This window comes from Rhizobium sp. BK377 (assembly GCF_014193935.1).
Lineage (GTDB): Bacteria > Pseudomonadota > Alphaproteobacteria > Rhizobiales > Rhizobiaceae > Rhizobium.
Map to the genome: position 1 here is coordinate 247,649 of NZ_JACIAC010000004.1, position 23,948 is coordinate 271,596.

Below are 23,948 nucleotides of genomic sequence, written 5' to 3' on the forward strand. Positions count from 1 at the left end.
TCCACCTATCCGATCGTAGCCCTGGCGACCTCGACCAGGGCGGCCTTGACGTCCGGATCGTCTGTCAGCGGCTCGATGATGGCCGCCCGCACAGCCTCGATCGTCGGCAGGCCGGCGTCTATGAGAGTGGCGCAGTAGATCAGCAGGCGGGTCGAAACGCCTTCCTCCAGATCCTGGCCCTTGAGAGCGCGCAGGCGCCGGGCAAGTTCGACGAGCGGTGCAACCCTGGCCTCGGCAAGGCCGCTTTCCAGAGACACCGTGGCGATTTCCCGCTCGCGCGGCAGGAAATCGAATTCGATCGAGACGAAGCGCTGACGCGTGCTGGGCTTCAGCGCTTTCATCAGATTCTGGTAGCCGGGATTATAGGAGACGACGACCATGAAACCGGGACCGGCTTCCAGGATTTCGCCGGTCCGCTCGAGCGGCAGGATGCGGCGATCGTCCGTCAACGGATGGAGGACGACTGTCACGTCCTTGCGCGCCTCGACGATTTCGTCGAGGTAGCAGATACCGCCGTCCCGAACGGCCTTGGTCAACGGGCCATCCATCCAAACCGTTTCGCCGCCCTTGAGAAGATATCGGCCGGTGAGGTCGGCGGCCGTGAGGTCGTCGTGGCAGGAGACTGTCGATAAAGGCAGGCCGAGACGGGCGGCCATGTGCTGCACGAAGCGTGTCTTACCGCAGCCGGTCGGCCCTTTCAGCAGGATCGGGAGCCGCCGGGTCCAGGCGTGTTCGAAGAGTGCGCACTCGTTTCCCTGAGGCGCGTAGTGCGGGATCTCGACGTCCGGATTAAGCGGATGATTGAAGGCTATCGTCATCTTTGTTCTCCAGGAAAATGGCCCGCCTCATTCGGCGGGCTGGACCAGTGGGCTTGCGACGCGCGTCCGTCCGGGAACGAGCACCGACCAGATGAACATCAGGGCGCTGATGAACACGAAGATGCCGGAGCCGAGTCGCACCCAGTAGAAGAGGGCGAGCTGATCCTGGACGTCCATGTATGACTGGCCGAGAACCCGCTGCAGATGCACCTGAATGATGCCTGCAAAAGTAAGCGCGAAGGTCATCACCGACATGGCAGTGCACATGATCCAGAAACTGGCGATCGATAGCCACTGATTATAGGGGGTGCGGCCGCGGATCTGCGGGACGGCGTAGGCCATCGCCGCGAGATTGAGCATCACGTAGGCGCCGAAGAAGGCAAGATGTCCATGGGCTGCGGTGACCTGCGTGCCATGGGTATAGTAATTGACCGACGAGAGCGTATGCAGGAAACCCCAGACTCCTGCGCCAAAGAAGGCCATGACCGAGCAACCGATCGACCAGAGAAGAGCAGCCTTATTCTCGTGCTTACGGCCGGCCCGCCAAGTCATGACGAAGGTGAATACGACCATGGTGAAGAAGGGTGCGACCTCAAGCGTCGAGAAAAGCGATCCGATCCACTGCCAGTAACCGGGGGCACCGATCCAGTAATAATGGTGGCCCGTGCCGAGGATGCCGGAAAAAAGCGCCAGACCGATGATGACGTAGAGCCACTTTTCGACCACTTCCCGGTCGATGCCGTTCAGCTTGATCATCAGGAAAGCGAGCACCGATGCCATGATCAGTTCCCAGACGCCCTCGACCCACAGATGGACGACATACCACCAGTACATCTTGTCGAGCGCCAGATTGGCGGGATTGTAGAAGGCAAAGAGGAAGAAGATCGCAACACCCCACAGACCGAAGAGCAGGATGTTGGTGATCGTCGTCTTGCGCCCCTTGAGCGCGGTCATGGTGACGTTGAAGAGGAACATCAGCGCGACGATCACGATCCCGACCTTGATCGCGAAGGGCTGTTCCAGGAATTCTCGGCCTTCGTGAATATGAAAGAGATAGCCGACGACGGCGACTGCTGCGGCTATCAGGAAGATCCAGAACTGCGCGATTGCGATCTTGGTGCTGTAGAGTTCGGTTTCGCATTCTTCCGGCAGCAGGAAATAGGTTGTTCCCATGAAGCCCATGAGCAGCCAGACAATCAGCGCATTGGTATGGATCATGCGCACGATGTTGAAGGGCAGTTCGACAGACAGCGTATTGGGCAGCACGTAGATGGTGCCGGCGAGCACGCCGAACAGGAGCTGGGCCATGAACAGGCCGAGAGTTCCGTAAAAATAGAGCATTGCGACGCTCTGGGTCTTGTACTTCATTTTTATAGCCTCTCGCTGTCAGCCGGCCTGGTTCGGGGGCCAGTTCTGAGTGTTGGTCTTGCTGACCCATTCGAGGAAGTCGGCGAGGTCATCGACCTCCTGGTCCGTCAGGTTGAATTGCGGCATCTGCCGTCGACCCTCGATGCCGGAGGGTTGCGCCGCCATCCACGCGTGGAGCGCTTCGCGGGCATTGGCCGGATCCTTGTCGCCACCCCAGCGGATCCAGACATTCGAGAGCTCCGGCGCGAAATAGGCGCCTTCGCCATCGAGCGTGTGGCAGTTGATGCAGGCGTTCTTTTCCCAGATGTGTTTCCCGCGGGCGACGCTTTCCGTCAGCTTGGTCTCATCGGTGGAGACCGTGCGGATGTAATAGTGACTGTGGGCCGTCAGGCCCACGAATATGGCGAAGAAAAATGCCGACCCGCCGTAGAACACGTTTCGGGCCGCGGTTTTTGTCAGGCGTTCAGCCATTGATCATCCTTTCATGTCAGTGGCGGTGCCGCCGTGACGTCGGAAATCGAGCCAGCGGGCTCGCTGGAAGGGAATGGCGGAATTCGACCGGGTGCTCTTTGCTCATTCGCAAGCAAGCCGACGAATGTGCTAGCAGAATGCGCAGTCGGGCATGCCAGCAAAGCCGCAGCCGCAGCCGCAGCCGCAGCCGCTTGCAGGTGCGCCCAGTTTTTTAGAAAGAGAAGCGAAATGTCAGACAGACAATTGCAACGCGGTGCGCACGACCGCAATCAGCAGCACGAATGCCGCCCAGGACCATAAGGCAGCGGTCAAGGGCGTGTTGGCTCCACGAAGCCCGAGAAAATCCAATACGACGAGCCGGACCTTGATGACGGCGATCGTGGCGATCATCACCGCCGCCAAAGCCGGCGGTATTCCGTCCGGCAGGGCGCGCGTCAAGACGAACATGCAGCCCGTCAGGGCGAGCAGAAGCAGCAGGGCGCGCGAGCAATTCGGGTGATCGGAATGCCTCATAACAGATAGATCACCGGAAACATGACGAGCCAGACGATGTCGATCACATGCCAGAGCGTGGTGATCAGATGGATGTTCTCGCGGGTCGGAAAGACTGCGACGAGGACGAGAATCATCGATCCAAACGCCACATGCGTCAGATGAAACCCGGTGATGAGAAGATAGAGCTGCGAGAAGGGATCCCCGGAAAGAAGTGACGCGCCTTCGAACACATATTCCAGGCATTTGAGACAGGCGAAGACGACCCCTCCCAGGGCCGCCAAAAGCAGCATCAAACGCCGGCCAGAGACTGCGCTCTGCTCAGTTGCTCTGGCGGCAAACCAGCCGCTTGCCAGAAGTACGATCGTGTTGACGACCGGCAGGATATGATGAAGCTTCGCCTTGCCGGCTGCGAATGTTTCCGGTTGCAGCGCGGAGGCGACGACGAAGGCCGTCAACAGGGCTCCGAAGGCGACCAGTTCGCTCCAGGCAAGGATCCATACCAGCAGATCGCCACTATCGGTATCGCGCGTCTCGCGAGTTGAGATCATCGAGGTCATGTTCTCAAGCTTATGGCGAGGCTGAGCGCCCGTCTTTGTGAAACCGCAAACAGCCGTGTGTCCCCTCCGGACGGGCCGCTCGCCGAGCGGGAATTTTCTTTGACCGATCTCAAAGAAGCGCCTGCCGCGGCTCGCTATCCTGCGCCCGCAAAGGAGACCTTATGAGCGACGCGCAAATCGGACTTTCGATAGCAACACCTGTCATCGTGATCTTCGCGATCATGCTTTATCGGATGGGCGTGCTGCAACGGACGGGTGTCGTGACCGCGGTCATCGCCGCGATCGCCATTGCCGCGAGCCTGTTTCTCCAGAGGTGAGCGATGACCCGCCCGACATCGGTATTTCACGAGCTTAAAGCGCGTTACGGCGAGCTTTTGTCCTGGGCGCGATCTTCTCGAGGCGATCGCCGATTTTCTGCCATGCCGCATCAATGAGCGGCTCTGCGTCATCGTCGCCGCCGGGCTCCTTCCTCTGCTTCTGACCAGTCATCGGCTGGAAGAGCAGATCGGTTACGACTGGTGCAGGATGTGGTTGAGGGTTGCAGGCGCTGCAATGTCGCCGCTGCTCGCGGTCCTTCGACGCGGTCAACTCCCTGCTCAGATCGTTCTTCTGTGTTTGCGTCGGCATATCGCTGCCCAGCGTCGGATCATCAGGCGGATAGACGAGGCATCCAGGGCCGAGCTCGGCGCGGCGTGATCCAGATAGGCCTGTGATCTAGTCGGTTTCTGCCGGGAGGTCGCCTTCAAGATGGACGAGGTTGAAGTCGTCGATCAGCACCTGAACGTCCACGCTCCAGCCCGCAATATCCGAAAGTGGCAGGTTTCTTGCAACCCATGTGCCGTCGGCAGCATTTGTCAGCCCGTACTTGAGAGGCTCGATCCCACGCAATGTGTTACGCAGGCCCAGAGATACGCTTCTTGGCTGCATCGGATCGAATTCCGATGTCAGGATCGAAACGCGAATATCGGCCGTGCCGTCAGGCTGCGGCGTCATTTCGAGTTCCGCCATTGCCTTCTGCCCATGCAGATGGAGCGACACCGGCGGTTGGGCATGCGCGTATTGATACTGTTCAGGACCGGCGAAACGCCATAGCGAGGCGGCAGCGACGATCAAAAGTGCGAGCCCGATCTCACTGCCGATACTCCAGCGCAGCCTGCGCCGGGCGACAGGATCTCCCGCGAGCGCCGGAGCGGTCAACCAGAAGCGATTGTAGAGCGCGAGCCCGCAGAGAACCGCAACAAGACCGACCTTGACGGCCAGCACGCGCGCAAACAGTGACGACCATGCGATCTCGATGCGGGGTATTTCCATCACTGCAAGCAGAAGTCCCGCCAGCAACATAAGGACGAAGGGGATCGGTATCAGGCGAGAGAAGAACCGCAGGGGACGCGGGTCTTCAGTAGACCGGCTGAGACTCATCAGCGGCGGCAGGCTGCCGATCCAGAAGAGCAAGACGGCAGCATGCAAGAAGATCGACGCCTGTGCGATGAAGCGCGGTTGCGCAATCGAACTATGGCCGGTCAGTGTGAAAGCGAGTGAGGCAATGACGAGTGCGGCGGCCGAAGCTAGACGCGCAGAGCGCGGATGACGGGCAAACGGCAAAACCGCAAGCACGATCGCCACAAGCTTGAGGCACTGGGCAACCCCAGTTTGGTCGGAAAAGACCTCGGCGATCGGCTCCAGGCCGCTCCAAACGAGGCCCACGCCAAGGTCGTCCAGTCCTTGCAGATAAAGTCCCGCCAGCACAAGCATGATCGCCATGGCCGTAAAGGTGGGGGATTGCCGGCGCGCGCCTGCCGGGGAGAACCAGCAATTGAAAAATGCGCCGCCGACGATAATGGCGAGACCGAGTGTTGAACCGATAGTAACGAGCCAGATGACGACATGCAGCGCCTTCGCCGATATATCGGAAACATCGCTGGAACGGGCCGACGGTTTGCCGACGTGAAAGACAATGGATCCGCCGATCGGATGGCCGTCCTCCGACACCACTCGGTAACTGAAGATTACTGTGCCGTCTGCGAGGGGATCGGGAAGGACCGCTTTGACTTCAGCACCTGTCGAGTTTGCTGAAATCCCTCTGGTCACTCCATCGGCGGCGACCATGCTGAAGCGAACGGCTCTCACCGCTTCGTTGAAACGCAGCAGGACCTTTTCCGGCGGCACGGCAAGAATATCGTTATTTGCGGGCGAGGATGCGATCAGGACAGCATGGGCGTCTGCCCCAGTCCCCAAAAGAAGGAACAGCCCCGCGACACGCGCGAGCAGGCAGAAGGCCGCCCATAGGGGGAAATTCCGCGCCATAGGCGACCCGTCCCTGGCCCGTCTCAGGAGTGAGGCTGCGCGACGATGTCGAAAAACGGCGCCGGCGTTTCATAATCATCGGATGTCTTGCCGGCCGCGGGAATGTCAATCCAGCGCTCGACCGCACCTTCGGCGCACTCCTGGACGACGGGGACATAAATTCGTGTCGCTGCGGGCAGTTCCTTCGCCACGGTGGCGCGAAAGATGAATTCGTCATATTCGTCGTCGGCAAGCTGGCCGCCTTGCCATACGATCTCGGTCAGGCCTTCCTTGACTGACTTGCCGTAGAGATCGTAGCTCTTTTCGTAGGTTCCGCGGATTTTTTCCACCGTCCAGCCCGCTTTGGGCATCGGTTTGGCAGACAGCAATCCTTCGGGGATTTTTACCCTAATCCGGACGGTTGCCTTGCCTTCGCAGCCGTGCCCCACGCGCAGCACGGCCTTGTAGGCCTTGCCGGATACCACTTCGGCCTGCTCGAGAGTGATATGGGCCTGCGCCGATCCGGCAATACAAAATATGCCCGCCATGGTGAGCGCCAAGTGTCTGATCATCACATGTCTCCTGGTCCGCAGGTGGGGCGCTTGGCGCCGCCACCTGTGAGGGCCTTGCATTATTGCGTGACCTGCGTGACCTGGCCGAGATCGGCATCAAGGCGTTTGCGCACCATGTTCGGAAGCTTAGCGGTCTTGATGGCTTCGAGGTTGGCCGGGTTGTCGCCAACCTGGATCAGCGCCACCATCCCCATGCCTGCGTGCGGCGTGCACTTGATGACATAGGCGCCGGGCACGTCGAACTTGGCCTGGTATTGCTCGCTCGGCTTGGATTTGAACTCAGCAGCCCCATCTGGAATAAGACCCTTGTAGGTCTCGACATTGTGGCTCTTGTCGGTCGGTACGAAGGTAACGGTGTCGCCGGGCGCGATCTTGACGAATCCCGGCTCGAAGACCATCGCGCCGTCAGCGCCCTTGTTGAGCATCTGGATCTGATGGTCGGCGGCCATGAGCGGCGCTGCCGATGTCATCAGAACCGCCGCGGCAGCGATCAGTCCAAATTTCAGACGCATTGCATTTCTCCTATCGTTCGGGGCCGATCTTGGCCTCGGCTGCGGTTGTAGGACATGCAAGCCCCTCACTCTTTGATGCCCGTCAAATTGGCGGTGCCAATTCAGGCGACAGGCGGCTCTCTTTGTCCGGTTTCGGCGACACGCAGGAAAACGGGAGAGCAGCGCTGAATAACGTTGATGACAGCATCCACGTTAAGGCAGGCGTGGATGCAGGTCTGCGTCCGCGAAACCGTCAAGGGCCTCGGCTGACAATCAGATTGCTGGATTTCTTGGAGGGTTTAAGCGCTCAAATCACCGAGCGTCGATGAGCTCACGTACTTTCAGAGCGAGGTCGCGCGCAGTATAGGGTTTTCGGAGCCATTGTGCGCGGGCGATGACCTCGTTTGCCGCCAGGGCCGGCTCCGAATATCCCGACGTGAAGAGCACGGCGAGGTCAGGCCGTTCGAGGCGGGCAGCTCTTGCCAGTTCGTCTCCGGTCATGCCGCCGGGCATGACGATGTCGGTGAACAAAAGCGCGACATCGGGCTCGTTCTTAAGCAATTCGAGCGCCCGGTGGCCGTTGTCTGCCTCGATCACCGAATATCCCATCCCGGCCAATCTGGCGACCGCAACTCTGCGGACGCGCGCGTCGTCCTCGACCACGAGAACACGTTCGTTGCCACCCGGCAGTGCCGCCTCGACCTTTTTATCGACTGCCGCCTCGTCCCCGGCACTGACGCTTGAAAGAGCCGGCAGGTAGATGCGGATCGTCGAGCCGCGACCGATCTCGCTATAGATCTGCAGGTGGCCCCCAGATTGCTTGACGAAGCCGTAGACCATGCTGAGGCCCAGTCCGGTTCCCGATCCCACTTCCTTGGTGGTGAAGAACGGCTCGATCGCGCGCTTCTTGACTTCCTCGCTCATTCCGACACCGGTATCGCTCATGGAGACGAGGACGAAATTGCCGCTGCGGACTTCCGGGTACATTTTTGCGTAGTCTGCATCGAGCCGCACACGTGAAACCTCGGTGGTCAAAGTGCCGCCTTTCGGCATGGCGTCGCGCGCATTGAGAGCGATGTTGAGGATCGCGTTCTGCAATTGAGAACTGTCGACCAGTACGTTGAAATCGGATCCTGAAAGGACAGTCGACAGTTTGATGTTTTCTCCGAGCGTCCTTCGCAACAGGTCCGAAAAGCCGGTGACGAGTTGGCCGAGATCGGCCTGCCTCGGGTTCAGCGGCTGGCGCCTGCCGAAGGCCAACAGCTGTCCCGTGAGCTTTGCGCCGTCGGCCGCCGCATCCTGTGCCTCCCGCAGCATGTCGCGCAGCGGGCCTGCCGGGAGCTTGTCCTCGATCATTTCGAGATTGCCGCTGATTACCGTTAGCAGATTATTGAAGTCGTGCGCCAGCCCGCCGGTCAGCTGACCCACGGCCTCCATCTTCTGGGCCTGGCGAAGGTCTTCCTCGATCTTGAACCTGCTGGTCAGATCGCGAACGAAACCGGTGAAGATCCGCTCGCCATTCGCCGTCGCCTCGCCGACATGGAGTTCCATCGGAAATTGACTGCCGTCGGCGCGCTGGCCCGTCACGACGCGACCGTACCCGATGATCCGCTTTTCACCTGTCTGAATATAATGGTCGATGTATCCGTCATGGGCTGCGCGGTAGGGTTCCGGCATCAGCCTTTTGACGTTATGGCCGCAGATTTCTTCCGAGCGGAAGCCGAAGAGCGTCTCGGCCGCCTTGCTGAACGACATGACGTTGCCGTGCTGGTCGATAACGACCATCGCGTCCGGCACCGTGTCGAGGATCGACGACAGGTGCGCCTCGCGCGCCCGTACGGCCTCTTCCGCCTTGCGCAGGGCGCTGACGTCGCTGTTTGCCTCGATGACGACCGGATCACCGTCGGGAAGATTGACAAGCACGCAACGCGTTGCAACGAATATGTCGCGACCGTTCTTGTGACGATGAACGACTTCGCCTTGCCAGAAGCCGCGCGTCGTCAAATGCGCGCGTATGGTCTCCATCGGCTCAGGGAAACGGGTATCGAGCAAACTGTAGACGGTCTCGCCCACGGCCTCTTCACGGGTCCAGCCGTACATCGTCTCACTGCCAATCGACCAATGGGTGATCGTTCCTTCGAGCCGGTGCACGATGATGTCTGCCCCGTCGAGAACATGCACGAGCGCGTCCAGTTCCTGGGGCGATGCAGTGCGCGGCGAGATCAGGCGGTGAGGCATGGGCATTGGTTCCGCAATCAGTGGACGCTACCCCTATGGCAGGTTCTTTCAGAAAAATCATCTACATTGCCCGACAATTGCGCGAGGCGGGCAAGGTTGACGATGCGCAGATTGTGGCGCCCATCCGGAACGACGATTTTCCTCTGGGCGAGCTTGCTGATCGAGCGCGAGACGGTCTCGATGGTCAGACCGAGATAATCGGCGATGTCCTGCCGGCTCATCGGTACCTCGAGCAGTCCCTGGCGAAGCGACTGGTCGTCCCGGGTTGCAAGCTTCATGAGGAAGGTGCAGAGGCGTTCCTCGGCATTTTTCCTGGACAGGAGCACGAGCTGATCGTGGGCCGACGCAGTTTCCCGGCAGAGCAAGTTGATATAAGCCGGCCGCAGAAGCTCGGAACGCTCAATTTCTTCCTGGAACTGCTTGCGCGACAGGCGGCGGATCTTGCAGTCCGTCACGGCTTCGGCGGTAAAAAGGAAATCGCCCTGCAGGAAAGAGCCGACGACGTCGCCGGCGAAGTGAAAGGCGGTGATGACCCGGCGTCCGTCGCCGATGATGCGATGAAGACGCACGACCCCCTCGGTAATCTGGAACAGATGCCGTGCGGCATCCCCCTCCCAGCAGATCGCCTTTCCTGCTTCGACCGTTTCTGTGGCCGACGTCTGGAAAAGCGACGACAGCGAATTGCCCTGAACCGCTTTTGCGCCAAGATCGACGTTCTCGAATGCCTGTTGGCCCTGCATCAACATTCCAATGATCCCCGTGTCCGATTGAATGTGAGACCAATAGAAAGGCGTTCGGTCACAGCCGAATGAGCGGACGGTGCCAAAGGGTAAGGCTCTGTAACAGTCTGTAACAACGCACAAAGGCGAGGTTCCGTTGACCTGGATCAAGGAACGGGCGAGCTCTCCATGACACTCGTTCCTCAAAGTACGAGAAAGGCGACCGCCCTGTGGCCGTCTGCGCACTGGGGACGTCATCATGAACTACACTACGGAAACCATGGTGGTCGCCGTGGCAGCATTCCTGGCACTGCTTGGCGCTGCTTTCGCCCACGACCATCTATTCGCAATTCACATGGGAATACTGAGCTTCTGCCTTTTCGCGGGGACCGTGCTTCTTGTGAGAAACGTGGATTTCTCGCCTGCGGGCCGGCTGCCGAAAGCCGAGCCGTCCGGCTATTTCGACGAGGTCATCCGCTACGGTTTGATCGCCACCGTGTTCTGGGGCGTCGTCGGTTTCCTCGTCGGTGTCGTCATTGCGGCCCAATTGGCGTTCCCGGATCTCAACTTCGCTCCCTATCTGAATTTTGGCAGGCTCCGGCCCGTCCACACGTCTGCGGTGATCTTCGCCTTCGGCGGCAACGCGCTGATCATGACGTCTTTCTACGTCGTCCAGCGCACCTGTCACGCACGCCTCTTCGGTGGCAGTCTCGCCTGGTTCGTCTTCTGGGGTTATCAGCTCTTCATCGTCATGGCGGCGACCGGCTATGTTCTCGGTATTAATCAGGCGCGCGAATATGCAGAGCCTGAATGGTACGTCGATCTGTGGCTGACGATCGTCTGGGTCGCCTATCTCGCCGTCTTCCTCGGCACCATCCTGAAGCGCAAGGAGCCGCATATCTATGTGGCGAACTGGTTCTATCTCGGCTTCATCGTGACGATCGCGATGCTGCACGTCGTCAACAATCTCGCCGTGCCGGTCTCCTTCCTCGGCTCGAAGAGCTATTCGCTGTTTTCAGGCGTTCAGGACGCTCTGACGCAGTGGTGGTACGGCCACAACGCTGTCGGTTTCTTCCTGACTGCGGGTTTCCTTGGGATGATGTATTATTTCGTGCCCAAGCAGGCCAACCGCCCCGTCTATTCCTACCGGCTGTCGATCATCCATTTCTGGGCGCTGATCTTCATGTATATCTGGGCCGGGCCGCATCATCTCCACTATACCGCGCTCCCCGACTGGGCACAGACCCTCGGCATGGTCTTCTCGGTCATGCTCTGGATGCCCTCCTGGGGCGGCATGATCAATGGCCTGATGACGCTGTCGGGCGCCTGGGACAAGATCCGCACCGATCCCATCATCCGTATGATGATCGTCGCCATCGCCTTTTACGGCATGTCGACCTTCGAAGGCCCGATGATGTCGGTCAAGACCGTGAACTCGCTCAGCCACTATACCGAATGGACCATTGGTCACGTGCATTCGGGTGCACTCGGCTGGGTCGGCATGATCACCTTCGGTGCGATCTACTATATGACACCGAAGCTTTGGGGCCGCGAACGCCTCTACAGCCTGCGCATGGTCAACTGGCACTTCTGGCTCGCAACGCTCGGCATCGTCGTCTATGCGGCGGTCCTGTGGGTTGCCGGCATCCAGCAGGGCCTCATGTGGCGCGAATACAATTCCCAGGGTTTCCTCGTCTATTCCTTCGCCGAAACCGTCGCTGCGATGTTCCCCTATTACGTGCTGCGCACGCTTGGCGGTGGTCTCTATCTGGCCGGCGGCCTCGTGATGGCCTGGAACGTCTTCATGACCATCCGCGGCCATCTGCGCGACGAAGCCCAAATTCCTTCTGCCTACGTGCCGCAGGCACAGGCTGCCGAGTGAGGTGACACATGGCATCAATCCTGGACAAACATCAGATCCTCGAGAAAAACGCGACCCTTCTTCTGGTCGGCTCGCTGCTCGTGGTCAGTATCGGCGGTATCGTCGAAATCGCGCCGCTGTTCTATCTGCAGAACACGATCGAGAAGGTGGAGGGCATGCGTCCCTATACGCCGCTCGAGCTGGCAGGCCGCAACGTTTACATCCGTGAGGGCTGCTATCTCTGCCATAGCCAGATGATCAGGCCGTTCCGCGACGAGGTGGAGCGATACGGCCATTACTCGCTGGCCGCTGAATCCATGTACGACCACCCCTTCCAGTGGGGCTCGAAACGCACGGGTCCAGATCTTGCGCGTGTCGGCGGTCGTTACTCCAACGAGTGGCACGTCCAGCACCTGTCGGACCCGAGAGCCGTCGTGCCGGAATCGATCATGCCGAGCTATGCCTTCCTTAAGGAGCGCGAGGTCACCGTCAAGGATGTCGGCATGGACCTGAAAGCGAATGTCGATGTCGGCGTGCCCTATAGCGACGACATGATCGCCAGCGCGGAAGCGGACATGAAGATGCAGGCTGACCCCAACGCCGATACGACAGCGCTTCTCGCGCGATATCCCAAAGCCAAGGTCGGCGACTTCGATGGAGATCCGTCGAAACTCACCGAGATGGACGCCCTTGTGGCCTATCTGCAGATGCTCGGCACGCTCGTCGACTTCTCGACCTATGACGACGCCACCGGCTATCGATGAGGTGAAACATGGAAACCTACACCGCAATGCGGCACTTCGCCGACAGCTGGGGCCTTTTGGCAATGACGGCCTTCTTCATCGGAGCGATCATTTTTACGCTCCGTCCCGGCGGCAAGCAGGCCGCCATGGATGCCGCCAACATTCCTCTGAAGGATGATTGAGATGTCGGAAAAACATATTGATGAAATCAGCGGCGTCGAGACCACCGGCCACGAATGGGACGGCATCCGTGAATTGAACAATCCAATGCCCAGGTGGTGGGTCTGGACCTTCTATGCAACGATCCTGTGGGCGATCGGCTATGCCATCGCCTATCCGGCCATTCCGATGATCACATCGGCCACGAAAGGCTATTTCGGCTTTTCCAGCCGTGCCGAGCTGCAGCAGGACCTTGACCTCGCTAAGGCTTCCCAGATGAAATTCCAAGACATGATCGCCGCCAAGACCGTGCAGGAAATCGACGCCGACCCGGCGCTTCGCGAGTTCGCGATCGCTGGTGGCGCCTCGGCCTTCAAGGTCAACTGCGCTCCGTGCCACGGTTCGGGTGCAAGTGGCGGACCGGGTTTTCCCAACCTCAACGACGACGACTGGCTCTGGGGCGGCGACCTTGATTCCATCCAGACGACGATTGCCCACGGCATCCGCTTCGACAGCGATGCCGACACACACGTCTCCGAAATGCCGGCTTTCGCCGACATGCTCGACAAGGATCAGACCAGGCAGGTCGCAGCCTATGTCTGGAGCCTGACGAACAAGCCATCGGACGAGGCCCTAGCAGAAGCGGGTAAGCAGGTATTTCTCGACAACTGCGCAGCTTGTCACGGCGAGGATGCCAAGGGCAAGCCGGAGATGGGCGCACCTGATCTTGCCGATGCCATCTGGCTGAAGGGCAGGGGTGAGGATGCCATTATCCGTCAGGTCACGGCTCCGAAGCACGGTGTCATGCCGGCCTGGTCTGCGCGCCTCGGAGACACAACCGTCAAGGAACTCACCGTCTTCGTCCATGCGCTCGGCGGCGGCCAGTAAGAGGAGCCGACACGATGACGAACCATGACCATAATGCCCTCCTTGAACTCTATGGCATGCCGCGCGCTGTCATCCACGCGCGCGTGTCGATACGTGCAAAGGCCACTCCGCCGGCCTGCGAGCAGGAAGATCCAGCAAGGATCGGCAGTTCGATCGTAAGCTTGATCTGCCTCAAAGATCACAACCCGACGAGCCGCTAGATCTGCAAGCGAGGGCGTCCCAGCGGCTTTCCCCCGTTGTCCTCCAGGGCCGTGCCCACCTCTCGGGCGCGGCCCTTGCTATTTGAGCAAGCGCAAAGAACGGCCGCACTCAACAGCCTATGTCTGGCGATTGCGCGGGTCCTTCAGGGCTCACCCTGCCCGGCATGGCCTTCTCCCCGCAAACCACGTTCTTGACATGAATCAAGGATCGTCAGCGGGAAACGGAGGAGAAGGGCAGTCACAAACCGGAACAGGCCCATGAACCTCTACACAGCACCCGATCCCAAATCAGTGGAACGCGTCAATGCGGAGCCGGTCAACGCCCGCCGCAACCGTCAGCCGCTTTATGCGGCGCGCAAGAAGGTCTTCCCCAAACGGGTCGAAGGACGTTTCCGCCGGTTCAAATGGATCGTGATGCTGATCACGCTTGCGATCTATTATCTTGCGCCCTGGATCCGCTGGGATCGCGGACCCTATGCGCCCGATCAGGCGATTCTGATCGACCTGTCGTCGCGTCGTTTCTTTTTCTTCTTCATAGAGATCTGGCCGCAGGAATTCTACTATGTTGCCGGATTGCTGGTTATGGCGGGTTTCGGGCTGTTTCTCGTCACCTCGGCCGTTGGCCGCGCATGGTGCGGTTATGCCTGTCCGCAAACGGTCTGGGTCGACCTCTTTCTCGTCGTCGAGCGTGCCATCGAAGGCGATCGCAATGCCAGAATGAAGCTCGACGCCGGACCGTGGACCTTCGACAAGCTCCGCAAGCGCCTGCTCAAGCATGCGACCTGGCTTCTCATCGGCGTCTTCACCGGGGGTGCCTGGGTGTTCTATTTCGCCGATGCACCGACCCTCGTCAAAGGGGTTTTCACCGGGCAGGCTCCCGCTGTCGCTTACGCCACAGTGGCCATTCTGACAGCCACCACCTATGTCTTCGGCGGGCTGCTGCGGGAACAGGTGTGCACCTATATGTGCCCCTGGCCCCGCATCCAGGGTGCTATGCTCGATGAAAACTCGCTGGTCGTGACCTATAATGACTGGCGTGGGGAACAGCGCTCGCGCCACGCCAAGAAAACGCAAGCGGAGGGACAGGTCGCCGGCGACTGTGTCGACTGCAACGCCTGCGTCGCGGTCTGTCCAATGGGCATCGATATCCGCGATGGGCAGCAGATGGAGTGCATCACCTGCGCGCTCTGCATCGATGCCTGTGACAATGTCATGGACAAGATCGGCAAACCCCGCGGCCTAATCGCCTATGCGACGCTCAGCGAATATACCAGCAACATGAACATTGCCACCGCCGGAGGCAAGACGCCCGTCCAACCGGCGCTTGTCAGAAATCCGGACGGCTCCTTTGTCGACGGCATTCGCCACTTCAACTGGCGCATCATTTTCCGGCCTCGAGTTGTCTTCTATGCCGCCGTCTGGGCCTGCATCGGGATTGCCATGGTCGTGCATCTGTCGATGCGCGAACGACTGGAGCTCAATGTCGTTCATGATCGCAATCCGCAATATGTGCTGGAAAGCGACGGATCGATCCGCAATGGCTACACGCTGCGTGTTCTCAACATGGTTCCCTCGCCGCGCAAGATCGAACTGAGCCTGTCGGGCCTCGATGGCGCGACGATGCGCATTCCGGAGCTCGGCAAGGAGGAGGCACGTCAGTTCACCATCGATGCTGCCCCCGATGCCGCGACGACGCTGAAGGTGTTCGTAACCCGTAAGCCGACTGGCGACGCCGTCAACGAATTCCTCTTCTCGATCGAAGATACCGGCCATGCCGACCGCGCGACCTATCGCGCTGCATTCAACGCCCCAGGAGATGTCAGATGAGCACCCGCACACAAGGATTTACCGGAACGCATATGCTGCTGACGACCTGTGCCTTCTTCGGCGTGATCATCGCCGTCAACTTCACAATGGCCTGGTATGCCTCGTCGAGCTGGAGCGGGCTCGTGGTTGAAAACACCTATGTCGCCAGCCAGCAATTCAATGAGAAGGCTGCCGCCATGAAGGCTATGGCCGCCTCGGGGATCACAGGCAAGTTGTCGCTGCAGAGGGATGAAATCCATTACGACATCCGCAACAGGGACGGCTCGCCTGCTAATGTCGACGACGTCGTGGCCAACTTCAAACGGCCGGTCGGGGATCACGAGGATTTTCACGTTGCCCTGACCGAGCTTTCGCAGGGGCGGTTCGAGGCGGATCACGCGGTCGCGACAGGCGACTGGATCGTCGAGGTGACCTCGCGCCGCGGCGGCGAAATCGTCATGCACGAGGCTGTGCGAATCGACACTGCGGAGTTCGGCCAATGACCTGCTGCACTGTGGATGCAGACGGCGTCCTGGCAATGAGCACGACTTCCTTCAGCGCCGAGGAGATCGCACTCGCCAGCCACGCGCTCGGTGGCGGTCTTCGTCAACTCGATCTCAGCGTACCCGACGTCCACTGTGGCGCCTGCATATCGACCATCGAGCGGGCCTTGTCGGCTCTGCCCTATGTGCGCAAGGCCCGGGTGAACCTCACCTCAAGGCGCGTGAGCTGCGTTTATGCGGAGGAGATGGACAACAAGCTGGTCGATCCGACCGGCATCACTTCTGCGATCAGCGCGACCGGATACAGGGTCCATCTCTTCGCGCCGCTTGCGGCCGAAAGCGACAAGACACGGAATCAGCTTCTCCTTGCGGTCGGGGTTGCCGGCTTTGCGGCGGCAAACATCATGCTGCTGTCGGTCTCCGTCTGGTCCGGCGCGGATGCGGCAACGCGCGACATGTTCCATTGGATATCGGCGATGATCGCTGCTCCTGCCCTCGTCTATTCCGGTCGGTTCTTCTTTCGATCGGCCTGGAACGCGTTGAAGCGCGGGCGCACGAACATGGATGTGCCTATCTCGCTTGCCGTGACGCTCTCCTATGCGGTTTCGCTCTGGGAGACGATGCATCATGGCGAGCATGCCTGGTTCGATGCCACCGTGTCGCTGCTGTTCTTCCTTCTGATCGGCCGTACCCTCGACCACGTCATGCGCGAGAAGGCGCGCGCAGCGATCAACGGGCTGGCGCGGCTTGCCCCGCGTGGGGCGCTGGTGCTGGCAGCTGATGGTTCGAGACGCTACGTGGCGGTCGAGGAGATCGCCATCGGCGACGAGATTGCCGTGGCCGCCGGCGACCGCGTCCCCGTCGACGGTATCGTCGCCGGCGGCGAGAGTGATCTCGACCTGTCGATCGTAACCGGTGAGAGCAGCCCGGTGGCCGTCAAGCCTGGCACGGAAATCCATTCCGGAGCAATGAACCTGACAGGTTCGCTCACCGTTCGCGCTACCAAGCTCGCACGCAACTCGTTGCTTGCCGAGATCATTGGACTGATGGAGGCCGCGGAAGGCGGACGGGCGCGCTATCGGCGGATCGCCGACAGGGCCGCGGCGCTCTATTCGCCCGCCGTGCACCTGCTTGCGCTGGTGTCGTTTCTGGGTTGGGGGATCATCGGCGGAGACTGGAAGCAGGCGATGCTCGTCGGCGTCGCCGTTCTCATCATTACCTGCCCATGCGCTCTCGGACTGGCCGTTCCGGTCGTGCAGGTCGTTGCAGCCGGCGAGCTCTTTCGCAGGGGCGTCATGGTCAAGGACGGTTCGGCGCTCGAGCGGCTCGCCGAGGTCGACACCGTCGCCTTCGACAAGACCGGTACGCTGACGCTCGGGCGACCAAGGCTTGTGCGAACCGAGGCCGGCAATATCGGTGGCATAGCGATCGCAGCGGGACTTGCTCAGCATTCCAGGCATCCGCTCTCGCAGTCGCTTTCGCGTGAGGCAGTCGTGGCCGATCAGTTCGAGCGCGTGGTGGAGGTTGCAGGCGGCGGACTCGAAACCTCGCGCGGGAATATCGTCTACAGGCTCGGAAACGCGTCCTTCGCCTGCGGCGAGGCCGAGCCTGTGACATCAGACAGCCCGCTTTCCGAGGTCGTGCTTTCGGCAAACGGGGTGGCGCTGGCGCGCTTCTTCTTCGACGACACGCTTCGTCCGGGGGCAGGCGAGGCGCTGGCCGATCTGGAATCGGCCGGTTGCCAGACACTGATTTTCTCAGGCGACCGCCAGTCCGTCGTCGAAAGCACGGCACACAGGCTCGGCGTCGATCGCGCCCTTGGCGCACTGACACCGAAGCAGAAAGTGGACGCTTGTGAAGCCCTGCGAGAAGAAGGTCGCCGCGTTCTGATGGTTGGCGACGGCATCAACGATGCGCCCGCGCTCGCCGCAGCCCATGTCTCGATGGCGCCGTCCAGTGCTTCCGACATCGGACGCCAGGCGGCCGACCTCGTCTTCTTCAACGAGAGGCTCGATGCAGTCCCCGATGCGATCCGGATCGCCAGGCGCTCGGCCGCGCTCATCCGGCAGAATTTTGCGCTTGCGATCGGTTACAACATTCTTGCCGTGCCGATCGCAATCGCCGGCCTTGCGACACCGCTGATCGCTGCCGTGGCGATGTCCACCTCCTCGATCATCGTCGTCTCCAACGCCTTGCGTTTGAACGCGTTTACTGCCCGAAGCAATCCTCTGCCCGCCTCGGACAGGTCTGTCCGCCATGAGAGGGTTGAAGCCACATGAATATGCTGGTTTATCTCATCCCCATCGCGTTGTTCATGGGTGGCCTTGGGCTCGCTGCGTTCCTCTGGTCCCTGAAAAGCGGTCAGTACGACGATCTGGAGGGCGCCTCCTGGCGGGTGATCGCCGACGATGATTCCGATCCGACCGCGACGTGATCGCGTCAGCCGGGAAAAGCCGGACGCACTTCACGGACGAGAAGCTTGCTCAGTCCGATCTGTTCGACGGACTGAATCACGAAATGCGTGCCGCTCCAATCGCCGCGGCGTGGTAGGGTTGACACGAACGCTGGACAATTGCGGCGGCGCCCCACCCGATTTCACAAGGTCATCACCAGCTTTTCCTCGGAACCACAGCATAAGGCTGCACGGAGCGGTGGCGCAGGCCGAATTCCTGCGCTATCTGTTCGGCAGGGCGAAACAAGATCACGAGAGCAATGGAAGCGGACCGTATTCTGGTTGTCGATGACGACGCGCGGATCAGGCAGATGCTGGTGCGTTACTTCGAAGACAACGGATTTAAGGTGAACGCGGTCGCGAATGGTGCGGCGATGCGTTCCGAACTTGCCAAGGGCTCTTACGCGGCTATTTTTCTCGATCTGGTGCTCCCGAACGGCGAGAATGGCCTCGAATTGCTTCGGGAGCTTCGAAGCACGTCCGACGTGCCGGTCCTCATGCTGACCGGTCAGGACGATGTCACGGACAAGGTCGTCGGCCTCGAGGTCGGCGCCGATGATTACATCGCCAAGCCCTTTCATCTGAGGGAGCTGCTGGCTCGCCTGAGGACAATCCTGCGCCGCCGCACATCCTCGGACGCGACCCACGCCTCCAATGGAGAGGACGAAACGCTCGCTTTCGAAGGCTGGTCCCTCGATGTATCGCGAAGGCGATTGACTTCGCCCCAGGGCAGCGACGTTGCCTTGACGACGGGCGAGTTCGACATGCTGCTCGTTTTCGTGCGCAATCCCGGCCGAGTCCTTTCGCGCGAGACCCTCATGGATCTGACAAGGAACCGCAATCTCGAAGCCTTCGATCGCGCAATCGACGCCCAGATCGTCCGCTTGCGCAAGAAGATCGAGGATGATCCCAAGAGCCCGGATCTCATTCAATCGGTGCGGGGCGTCGGTTATGTCTTCACCGGTCGACCGGGACGAACTTCGAGATAATTGATTCTCGTCAATGTCCGTGCTGCGGCTCAGACTATGAGTTGAGCCATTATGGCTGCAACAATGACGATCTGGATTCTTTTCGCGGTGATGACGACCGCAGCGACTGCCATTCTGCTTCATCCGCTTTCGACGGCAGGTCGGAAGGCTGCGAGCACCGACGCGGATGCCGGCAAGATCTACCGCGACCAGCTCTGTGAACTCGACGACGATATCGTCTCCGGACGCATTTCGTCGGACGAATACGAACTGGCCAGAGCGGAAACGGCGCGACGCCTGTTCAGGGCAGCGGACGACCACCGGGCAAGGCGGAGCGCCCAACGCCCTGGCAGATGGCTGAAACATGCTATCGCCGCGTTCTTGCCGTTGCTGAGCATCGCTCTTTACCTCTCGCTCGGCTCTCCCGATCTGCCATCCCGTCCGCTGGCCATGAGGCTTGCCGAGCCGGGTGAGGATCTCGCAATCCTCGTGAAGAAGATGGAGGATCACCTGGCCGATAGGCCTGAGGACGGGCGTGGATGGGACGTTATCGCTCCGGTCTATCTCAAGATGGGCAGGGTCGATGACGCGGCAAAAGCCTATCGAACCGCACTTCGCCTCGGTGGAACCAATGTTTCCCGCCTGGAAGGACTGTCGGAAACGCTCATGGCCACCTCAAAGGGCATGGTGACGGCAGAGGCCTTAGGTGAGCTCAAACAGATCCTCACGCTTGAGCCGAACAACCCGCGTGCCCGTTTTTACGTTGCCCTGAGCATGGAGCAGGCGGGGCGGCCGGAAGAGGCGCGGGGCGCCTTCGAGGCGCTGGCCAAGCAATCGCCTGCCGATGCCCCCTGGCTGCCGCTGGTCAACGAGCATATCGCCAAGAACGGCGGCACGGCCGTTGCAGGGCAAGTACCGCCTGCCGCCCCACCGTCCGTTCCGGGCGGCCCGACTTCCGAGGATGTGGCGGCAGCTGAGACGATGAGTAGCGGTGACCGTCAGCAGATGATCCGCGGCATGGTGGAAAGCCTGGACGCCAAACTGACCGCCGATCCTGATAATTTCGAGGGCTGGATGCGTCTTGTCCGCTCTTACGCCGTATTGAACGACAAGGATCGCGCCGCGGCTGCCGTAAAGCGCGGGCTTGCCGCCTTCCCGGCATCGGGGGAAGAGGGCAGGCAGCTTTTGGCGCTGGCAAAGGAACTCGGCATCGCCACGGAAGGATCGGTTGAATGACGCGCAAGCAGAAACGCCTGGCGGTGATTGCCGGCGGCATGAGCTTCATCCTTGTCGCCGTGCTGCTCGTGATGTTCGCCTTCAGCCAGTCGGTCGCCTATTTCTACATGCCCGGCGATCTCGCCAGCAATCCGATCGCCCCCGGCACCCGCATCCGCCTCGGCGGCCTCGTCGGCGCGGGCAGCGTCCTGCGCGGCGAGGGTTCGGTGGTGCGCTTTGCGGTGACCGACCCGAGCGGTGAGATCGTCAATGTCCGCTACCAGGGCATCCTGCCGGACCTGTTCCGCGAGGGGCAGGGGGTAGTGACCGAAGGCACCTTCGAGACCGGCAGCAACGTCTTTACCGCCGATACCGTGCTTGCCAAGCATGACGAGACCTATATGCCGAAGGACGTGGCCGACAGGCTGAAGGCGCAGGGCCTGTGGGAAGAGGGTAAGGGAGCCGCACCGCAGGGTGAGCCGCCGCAAGGTGCTGAAGCCAAGGGTCCGGAAGCAAAGAGCCAGGAAGCAAAGGCGCAACAGACAAAGGCCCAGGAAACGAAGGCCCAGGAAACGAAGGCCCAGGAAATGAAGGCCCAGGCAACGAAAGCAACACCATGATCATCGAGATCGGCCACTATGCGCTGGTTCTGGCGCTCGCAACGGCGATCGTCCTGTCGCTCGTGCCCGTCATCGGTGCAAGGCGCGGCGATCAGGCGATGATGGATGTCGCGCCCTTGGGCTCCGTTCTGCTCTTTGCCCTCGTCGCCTTCTCCTTCGGCGTGCTCACCTATGCGCATGTCGTCTCCGACTTCTCCGTTCAGAACGTCTGGGAGAACTCGCATTCGCTGGTGCCGCTGATCTACAAATATTCCGGCGTCTGGGGCAATCACGAGGGCTCGATGATGCTCTGGCTCTTGATCCTGGCCCTGTTCAGCGCGCTGGTGGCGATCTTCGGGCGCAATCTGCCGGAGACGCTGAAGGCCAATGTTCTCTCGGTCCAGGCCTGGATCTCGGTCGCCTTCATCCTCTTCATCCTTCTAACCTCCAATCCCTTTGCCCGCCTCGATCCGGCCCCCGCCGAGGGCCGGGATCTCAACCCGGTGCTGCAGGATGTCGGGCTGGCCATCCATCCGCCGCTGCTCTATCTCGGCTATGTCGGCTTCTCCGTCTGCTTCTCCTTTGCCGTCGCCGCCCTCTTGGATGGCCGCATCGATGCTGCCTGGGCGCGCTGGGTGCGGCCCTGGACGCTTGCCGCCTGGACCTTCCTGACGCTTGGCATCGCCATGGGCTCCTACTGGGCCTATTACGAACTCGGCTGGGGCGGCTGGTGGTTCTGGGATCCGGTGGAGAACGCCTCCTTCATGCCCTGGCTTGCCGGCACGGCCCTGCTGCACTCGGCGCTCGTCATGGAAAAGCGCGAGGCCTTGAAGATCTGGACGGTGCTGCTGGCGATCCTCACCTTCTCGCTGTCGCTGATGGGCACCTTCCTGGTGCGCTCCGGTGTCCTGACCTCGGTGCATGCGTTCGCCAGCGACCCGAGTAGAGGCGTCTTCATCCTCTGTATCCTCCTGATCTTCATCGGCGGGGCGCTGTCGCTGTTTGCCTTGCGCGCGCCGCTGCTCTCGGCCGGCGGGTTGTTTGCGCCGATCTCGCGCGAGGGGGCGCTCGTCGTCAACAACCTGATCCTGACGGTTGCCTGCGGCACGGTGCTAACAGGCACGCTCTATCCGCTGGTCCTGGAAACGCTGACCGGCGACAAGATCTCCGTCGGCCCGCCCTTCTTCAACCTGACCTTCGGCCTGCTGATGGCGCCGCTTTTGATCATCGTGCCCTTCGGCCCACTGCTTGCCTGGAAGCGCGGCGATCTGCTCGGCGCGCTGCAGCGGCTCTATGTCGTGGCCGGCCTCGCGTTTGTAACAGCACTCGTCTTCTTCTACATCCAGCACGGCGGTCCGGTCATGGCCGTGCTCGGCCTTGCCGCCGGCCTGTTCCTGATCTTAGGCGCTATCGCCGATCTCTGGTATCGCGCCGGCATCGGCAAGGTGAAGGCGGAGATCGCCTGGCGACGGTTGACCGGCCTGCCGCGCTCGGCCTTCGGCACCGCCCTTGCCCATGCCGGGCTTGGCGTCACCGTGCTCGGCATCGTCGCGGTCACCACCTTCCAGACCGAACATGTGGTCGAGATGAAGCAGGGCCAGTCGACGGAAGCCGGCGGCTACAGCATCGTCTTCGATGGTATTGAGCCGGCGACCGGCCCGAACTATAGCGAGGACCGCGGCCATTTCTCGATCCGCCGCGCAGGCGCAGAGGTCGCCGATGTCTGGTCGGCCAAGCGGCTCTATACCGCCCGCCAGATGCCGACGACGGAAGCCGGCATTCTCACCTTCGGGCTCAGCCAGCTCTATGTGTCGCTCGGCGACGCGACGAAGGATGGCGGCATCGTCGTGCGCATCTGGTGGAAGCCGTTCATTCTCTGCATCTGGGGCGGAGCGCTCATCATGGCGACAGGCGGCTTCGTGTCGCTGACCGACCGGCGTCTGCGGGTCGGAGCGCCGAGCCGTAAGGCAAAGCCAGCCAAGCCGGCAGCACCCGCCATGGAGCCGGCGGAATGATCAAGCGTTTCCTGCTTGCTCTGACCCTGATCCTCTCGGCGGCACCAGCCTTCGCCGTCAACCCCGACGAGATGCTCGCCGATCCCGCGCTTGAGGCCCGGGCGCGAACACTGTCGGCGGAACTGCGCTGCATGGTCTGCCAGAACCAGTCGATCGACGATTCCAATGCCGATCTCGCCAAGGACCTGCGCCTTCTCGTGCGCGAGCGCATCGCCGATGGCGACAGCGACGACGAGGTGCTGAACTACATCGTCTCGCGCTACGGCGAGTTCGTGCTCTTGAAGCCACGTTTCAGTGTGCGCACATTGCTGCTCTGGGGTGCCCCCGTGCTGCTGATCCTCGCCGGTGGGGCGTCGCTCATCGTCTTTGCCCGCAAACGGGCCGGCAAACCCACCGGCAGCAAGCTGACGGCCGAAGAACAGGCAAGGCTCGACGAGTTGCTGGATCCGACACAGCGACTTTGATGGAGGTCAAGGTCAGCCCGTCCGATCCGTCCTACTCTCACGGCATCAGATGTTTCCGGAAAG

26 protein-coding genes are annotated in these 23,948 nt (G+C 60.9%); 15 read left to right on the top strand and 11 right to left on the bottom strand.

The genetic code is table 11. The annotated features are described in order from the left end of the window. Positions 1–5 precede the first annotated feature (5 nt). The 5 genes from FHT92_RS18350 to FHT92_RS18370 form a co-directional block, all read right to left on the bottom strand. Positions 6–818, bottom strand: coding sequence for a CbbQ/NirQ/NorQ/GpvN family protein (locus tag FHT92_RS18350; protein ID WP_183828033.1), 813 nt, complete (start codon positions 816–818; stop codon positions 6–8). A gap of 27 nt (positions 819–845) precedes the next feature. After that, positions 846–2,186, bottom strand: a complete 1,341-nt coding sequence (locus FHT92_RS18355) for a cbb3-type cytochrome c oxidase subunit I (protein ID WP_183828036.1) — start codon at positions 2,184–2,186, stop codon at positions 846–848. 18 nt (positions 2,187–2,204) lie between these two features. Then, entirely contained in the window at positions 2,205–2,657 is a 453-nt protein-coding gene (locus tag FHT92_RS18360; protein WP_183828039.1) for a c-type cytochrome, read from the bottom strand. 231 nt (positions 2,658–2,888) lie between these two features. Beyond that, positions 2,889–3,170, bottom strand: a complete 282-nt coding sequence (locus FHT92_RS18365; RefSeq protein WP_183828042.1) for a cytochrome C oxidase subunit IV family protein — start codon at positions 3,168–3,170, stop codon at positions 2,889–2,891. After that, positions 3,167–3,709, bottom strand: coding sequence for a cytochrome c oxidase subunit 3 (locus FHT92_RS18370; RefSeq protein WP_183828045.1), 543 nt, complete (start codon positions 3,707–3,709; stop codon positions 3,167–3,169). Before FHT92_RS18370 ends, FHT92_RS18365 begins: the two co-directional genes overlap by 4 nt. A 161-nt stretch (positions 3,710–3,870) precedes the next feature. Between FHT92_RS18370 and FHT92_RS18375 the strand changes: the two genes are divergently transcribed. Then, a complete protein-coding gene (locus tag FHT92_RS18375) occupies positions 3,871–4,026 on the top strand; it encodes a hypothetical protein (RefSeq protein ID WP_007823775.1) in 156 nt (51 codons plus the stop codon). A 34-nt stretch (positions 4,027–4,060) separates the two neighbouring features. Here the strand turns inward: FHT92_RS18375 and FHT92_RS18380 are convergent, their stop codons facing one another. The 6 genes from FHT92_RS18380 to FHT92_RS18405 form a co-directional block, all read right to left on the bottom strand. Next, a complete protein-coding gene (locus FHT92_RS18380; RefSeq protein ID WP_183828048.1) occupies positions 4,061–4,336 on the bottom strand; it encodes a hypothetical protein in 276 nt (91 codons plus the stop codon). Positions 4,337–4,423: 87 nt separating this feature from the next. Next, positions 4,424–6,013, bottom strand: coding sequence for a copper resistance CopC/CopD family protein (locus FHT92_RS18385; RefSeq protein WP_183828051.1), 1,590 nt, complete (start codon positions 6,011–6,013; stop codon positions 4,424–4,426). A 23-nt stretch (positions 6,014–6,036) separates the two neighbouring features. Further along, on the bottom strand, positions 6,037–6,564 hold the full coding sequence (locus FHT92_RS18390; protein WP_183747929.1) for a YcnI family protein: 528 nt from the start codon (positions 6,562–6,564) through the stop codon (positions 6,037–6,039). Between the two features lie 59 nt (positions 6,565–6,623). Beyond that, on the bottom strand, positions 6,624–7,076 hold the full coding sequence (locus FHT92_RS18395) for a pseudoazurin (protein WP_183747932.1): 453 nt from the start codon (positions 7,074–7,076) through the stop codon (positions 6,624–6,626). Positions 7,077–7,367: 291 nt separating this feature from the next. Further along, positions 7,368–9,293, bottom strand: coding sequence for a PAS domain-containing sensor histidine kinase (locus FHT92_RS18400; RefSeq protein ID WP_183747935.1), 1,926 nt, complete (start codon positions 9,291–9,293; stop codon positions 7,368–7,370). A gap of 17 nt (positions 9,294–9,310) precedes the next feature. Beyond that, positions 9,311–10,039, bottom strand: coding sequence for a Crp/Fnr family transcriptional regulator (locus FHT92_RS18405; protein WP_183747938.1), 729 nt, complete (start codon positions 10,037–10,039; stop codon positions 9,311–9,313). Between the two features lie 232 nt (positions 10,040–10,271). Here FHT92_RS18405 and ccoN point away from each other — a divergent pair, with 232 nt between their 5' ends. The 14 genes from ccoN to FHT92_RS18475 all read left to right on the top strand — a co-directional run bounded on the left by ccoN (position 10,272) and on the right by FHT92_RS18475 (position 23,885). Further along, a complete protein-coding gene (ccoN, locus tag FHT92_RS18410; RefSeq protein WP_183747941.1) occupies positions 10,272–11,894 on the top strand; it encodes a cytochrome-c oxidase, cbb3-type subunit I in 1,623 nt (540 codons plus the stop codon). A gap of 8 nt (positions 11,895–11,902) precedes the next feature. After that, complete coding sequence (gene ccoO, locus FHT92_RS18415; RefSeq protein WP_183747944.1) at positions 11,903–12,637, top strand: cytochrome-c oxidase, cbb3-type subunit II; 735 nt, start codon at positions 11,903–11,905, stop codon at positions 12,635–12,637. A gap of 8 nt (positions 12,638–12,645) precedes the next feature. Next, positions 12,646–12,798 carry a cbb3-type cytochrome c oxidase subunit 3 gene (locus FHT92_RS18420; protein WP_183747946.1) on the top strand — a complete coding sequence of 51 codons (153 nt, stop codon included), beginning with the start codon at positions 12,646–12,648 and terminating at the stop codon, positions 12,796–12,798. A 1-nt stretch (position 12,799) separates the two neighbouring features. Then, positions 12,800–13,663, top strand: coding sequence for a cytochrome-c oxidase, cbb3-type subunit III (ccoP, locus tag FHT92_RS18425; protein WP_183747948.1), 864 nt, complete (start codon positions 12,800–12,802; stop codon positions 13,661–13,663). Positions 13,664–13,677: 14 nt separating this feature from the next. Further along, positions 13,678–13,863: a hypothetical protein gene (locus FHT92_RS18430; protein ID WP_183828054.1), complete on the top strand. Its 186-nt coding sequence runs from the start codon at positions 13,678–13,680 to the stop codon at positions 13,861–13,863. 258 nt (positions 13,864–14,121) lie between these two features. Further along, positions 14,122–15,690 carry a cytochrome c oxidase accessory protein CcoG gene (gene ccoG, locus FHT92_RS18435; protein ID WP_183747950.1) on the top strand — a complete coding sequence of 523 codons (1,569 nt, stop codon included), beginning with the start codon at positions 14,122–14,124 and terminating at the stop codon, positions 15,688–15,690. Continuing rightward, the gene (locus tag FHT92_RS18440) at positions 15,687–16,172 is read left to right on the top strand and encodes a FixH family protein (RefSeq protein ID WP_183747952.1); all 486 of its coding nucleotides are present in this window, start codon (positions 15,687–15,689) and stop codon (positions 16,170–16,172) included. Before ccoG ends, FHT92_RS18440 begins: the two co-directional genes overlap by 4 nt. Next, positions 16,169–18,451, top strand: a complete 2,283-nt coding sequence (locus FHT92_RS18445) for a cation-translocating P-type ATPase (protein ID WP_183747953.1) — start codon at positions 16,169–16,171, stop codon at positions 18,449–18,451. Before FHT92_RS18440 ends, FHT92_RS18445 begins: the two co-directional genes overlap by 4 nt. After that, entirely contained in the window at positions 18,448–18,606 is a 159-nt protein-coding gene (gene ccoS, locus FHT92_RS18450; protein ID WP_183747955.1) for a cbb3-type cytochrome oxidase assembly protein CcoS, read from the top strand. Before FHT92_RS18445 ends, ccoS begins: the two co-directional genes overlap by 4 nt. Before the next feature lie 278 nt (positions 18,607–18,884). Beyond that, complete coding sequence (locus FHT92_RS18455; protein ID WP_183747957.1) at positions 18,885–19,613, top strand: response regulator; 729 nt, start codon at positions 18,885–18,887, stop codon at positions 19,611–19,613. A gap of 63 nt (positions 19,614–19,676) precedes the next feature. Then, positions 19,677–20,828 (top strand): c-type cytochrome biogenesis protein CcmI, encoded by a 1,152-nt coding sequence (ccmI, locus tag FHT92_RS18460; protein ID WP_183828057.1) that lies wholly within the window; start codon positions 19,677–19,679, stop codon positions 20,826–20,828. Next, positions 20,825–21,427: a cytochrome c maturation protein CcmE gene (gene ccmE / locus FHT92_RS18465; RefSeq protein WP_183828060.1), complete on the top strand. Its 603-nt coding sequence runs from the start codon at positions 20,825–20,827 to the stop codon at positions 21,425–21,427. The genes ccmI and ccmE overlap by 4 nt, the downstream gene beginning before the upstream one ends. After that, positions 21,424–23,421, top strand: coding sequence for a heme lyase CcmF/NrfE family subunit (locus FHT92_RS18470; RefSeq protein ID WP_183828063.1), 1,998 nt, complete (start codon positions 21,424–21,426; stop codon positions 23,419–23,421). The genes ccmE and FHT92_RS18470 overlap by 4 nt, the downstream gene beginning before the upstream one ends. Next, on the top strand, positions 23,418–23,885 hold the full coding sequence (locus FHT92_RS18475; protein ID WP_183828065.1) for a cytochrome c-type biogenesis protein CcmH: 468 nt from the start codon (positions 23,418–23,420) through the stop codon (positions 23,883–23,885). Before FHT92_RS18470 ends, FHT92_RS18475 begins: the two co-directional genes overlap by 4 nt. The last annotated feature ends 63 nt before the right edge of the window (positions 23,886–23,948 follow it).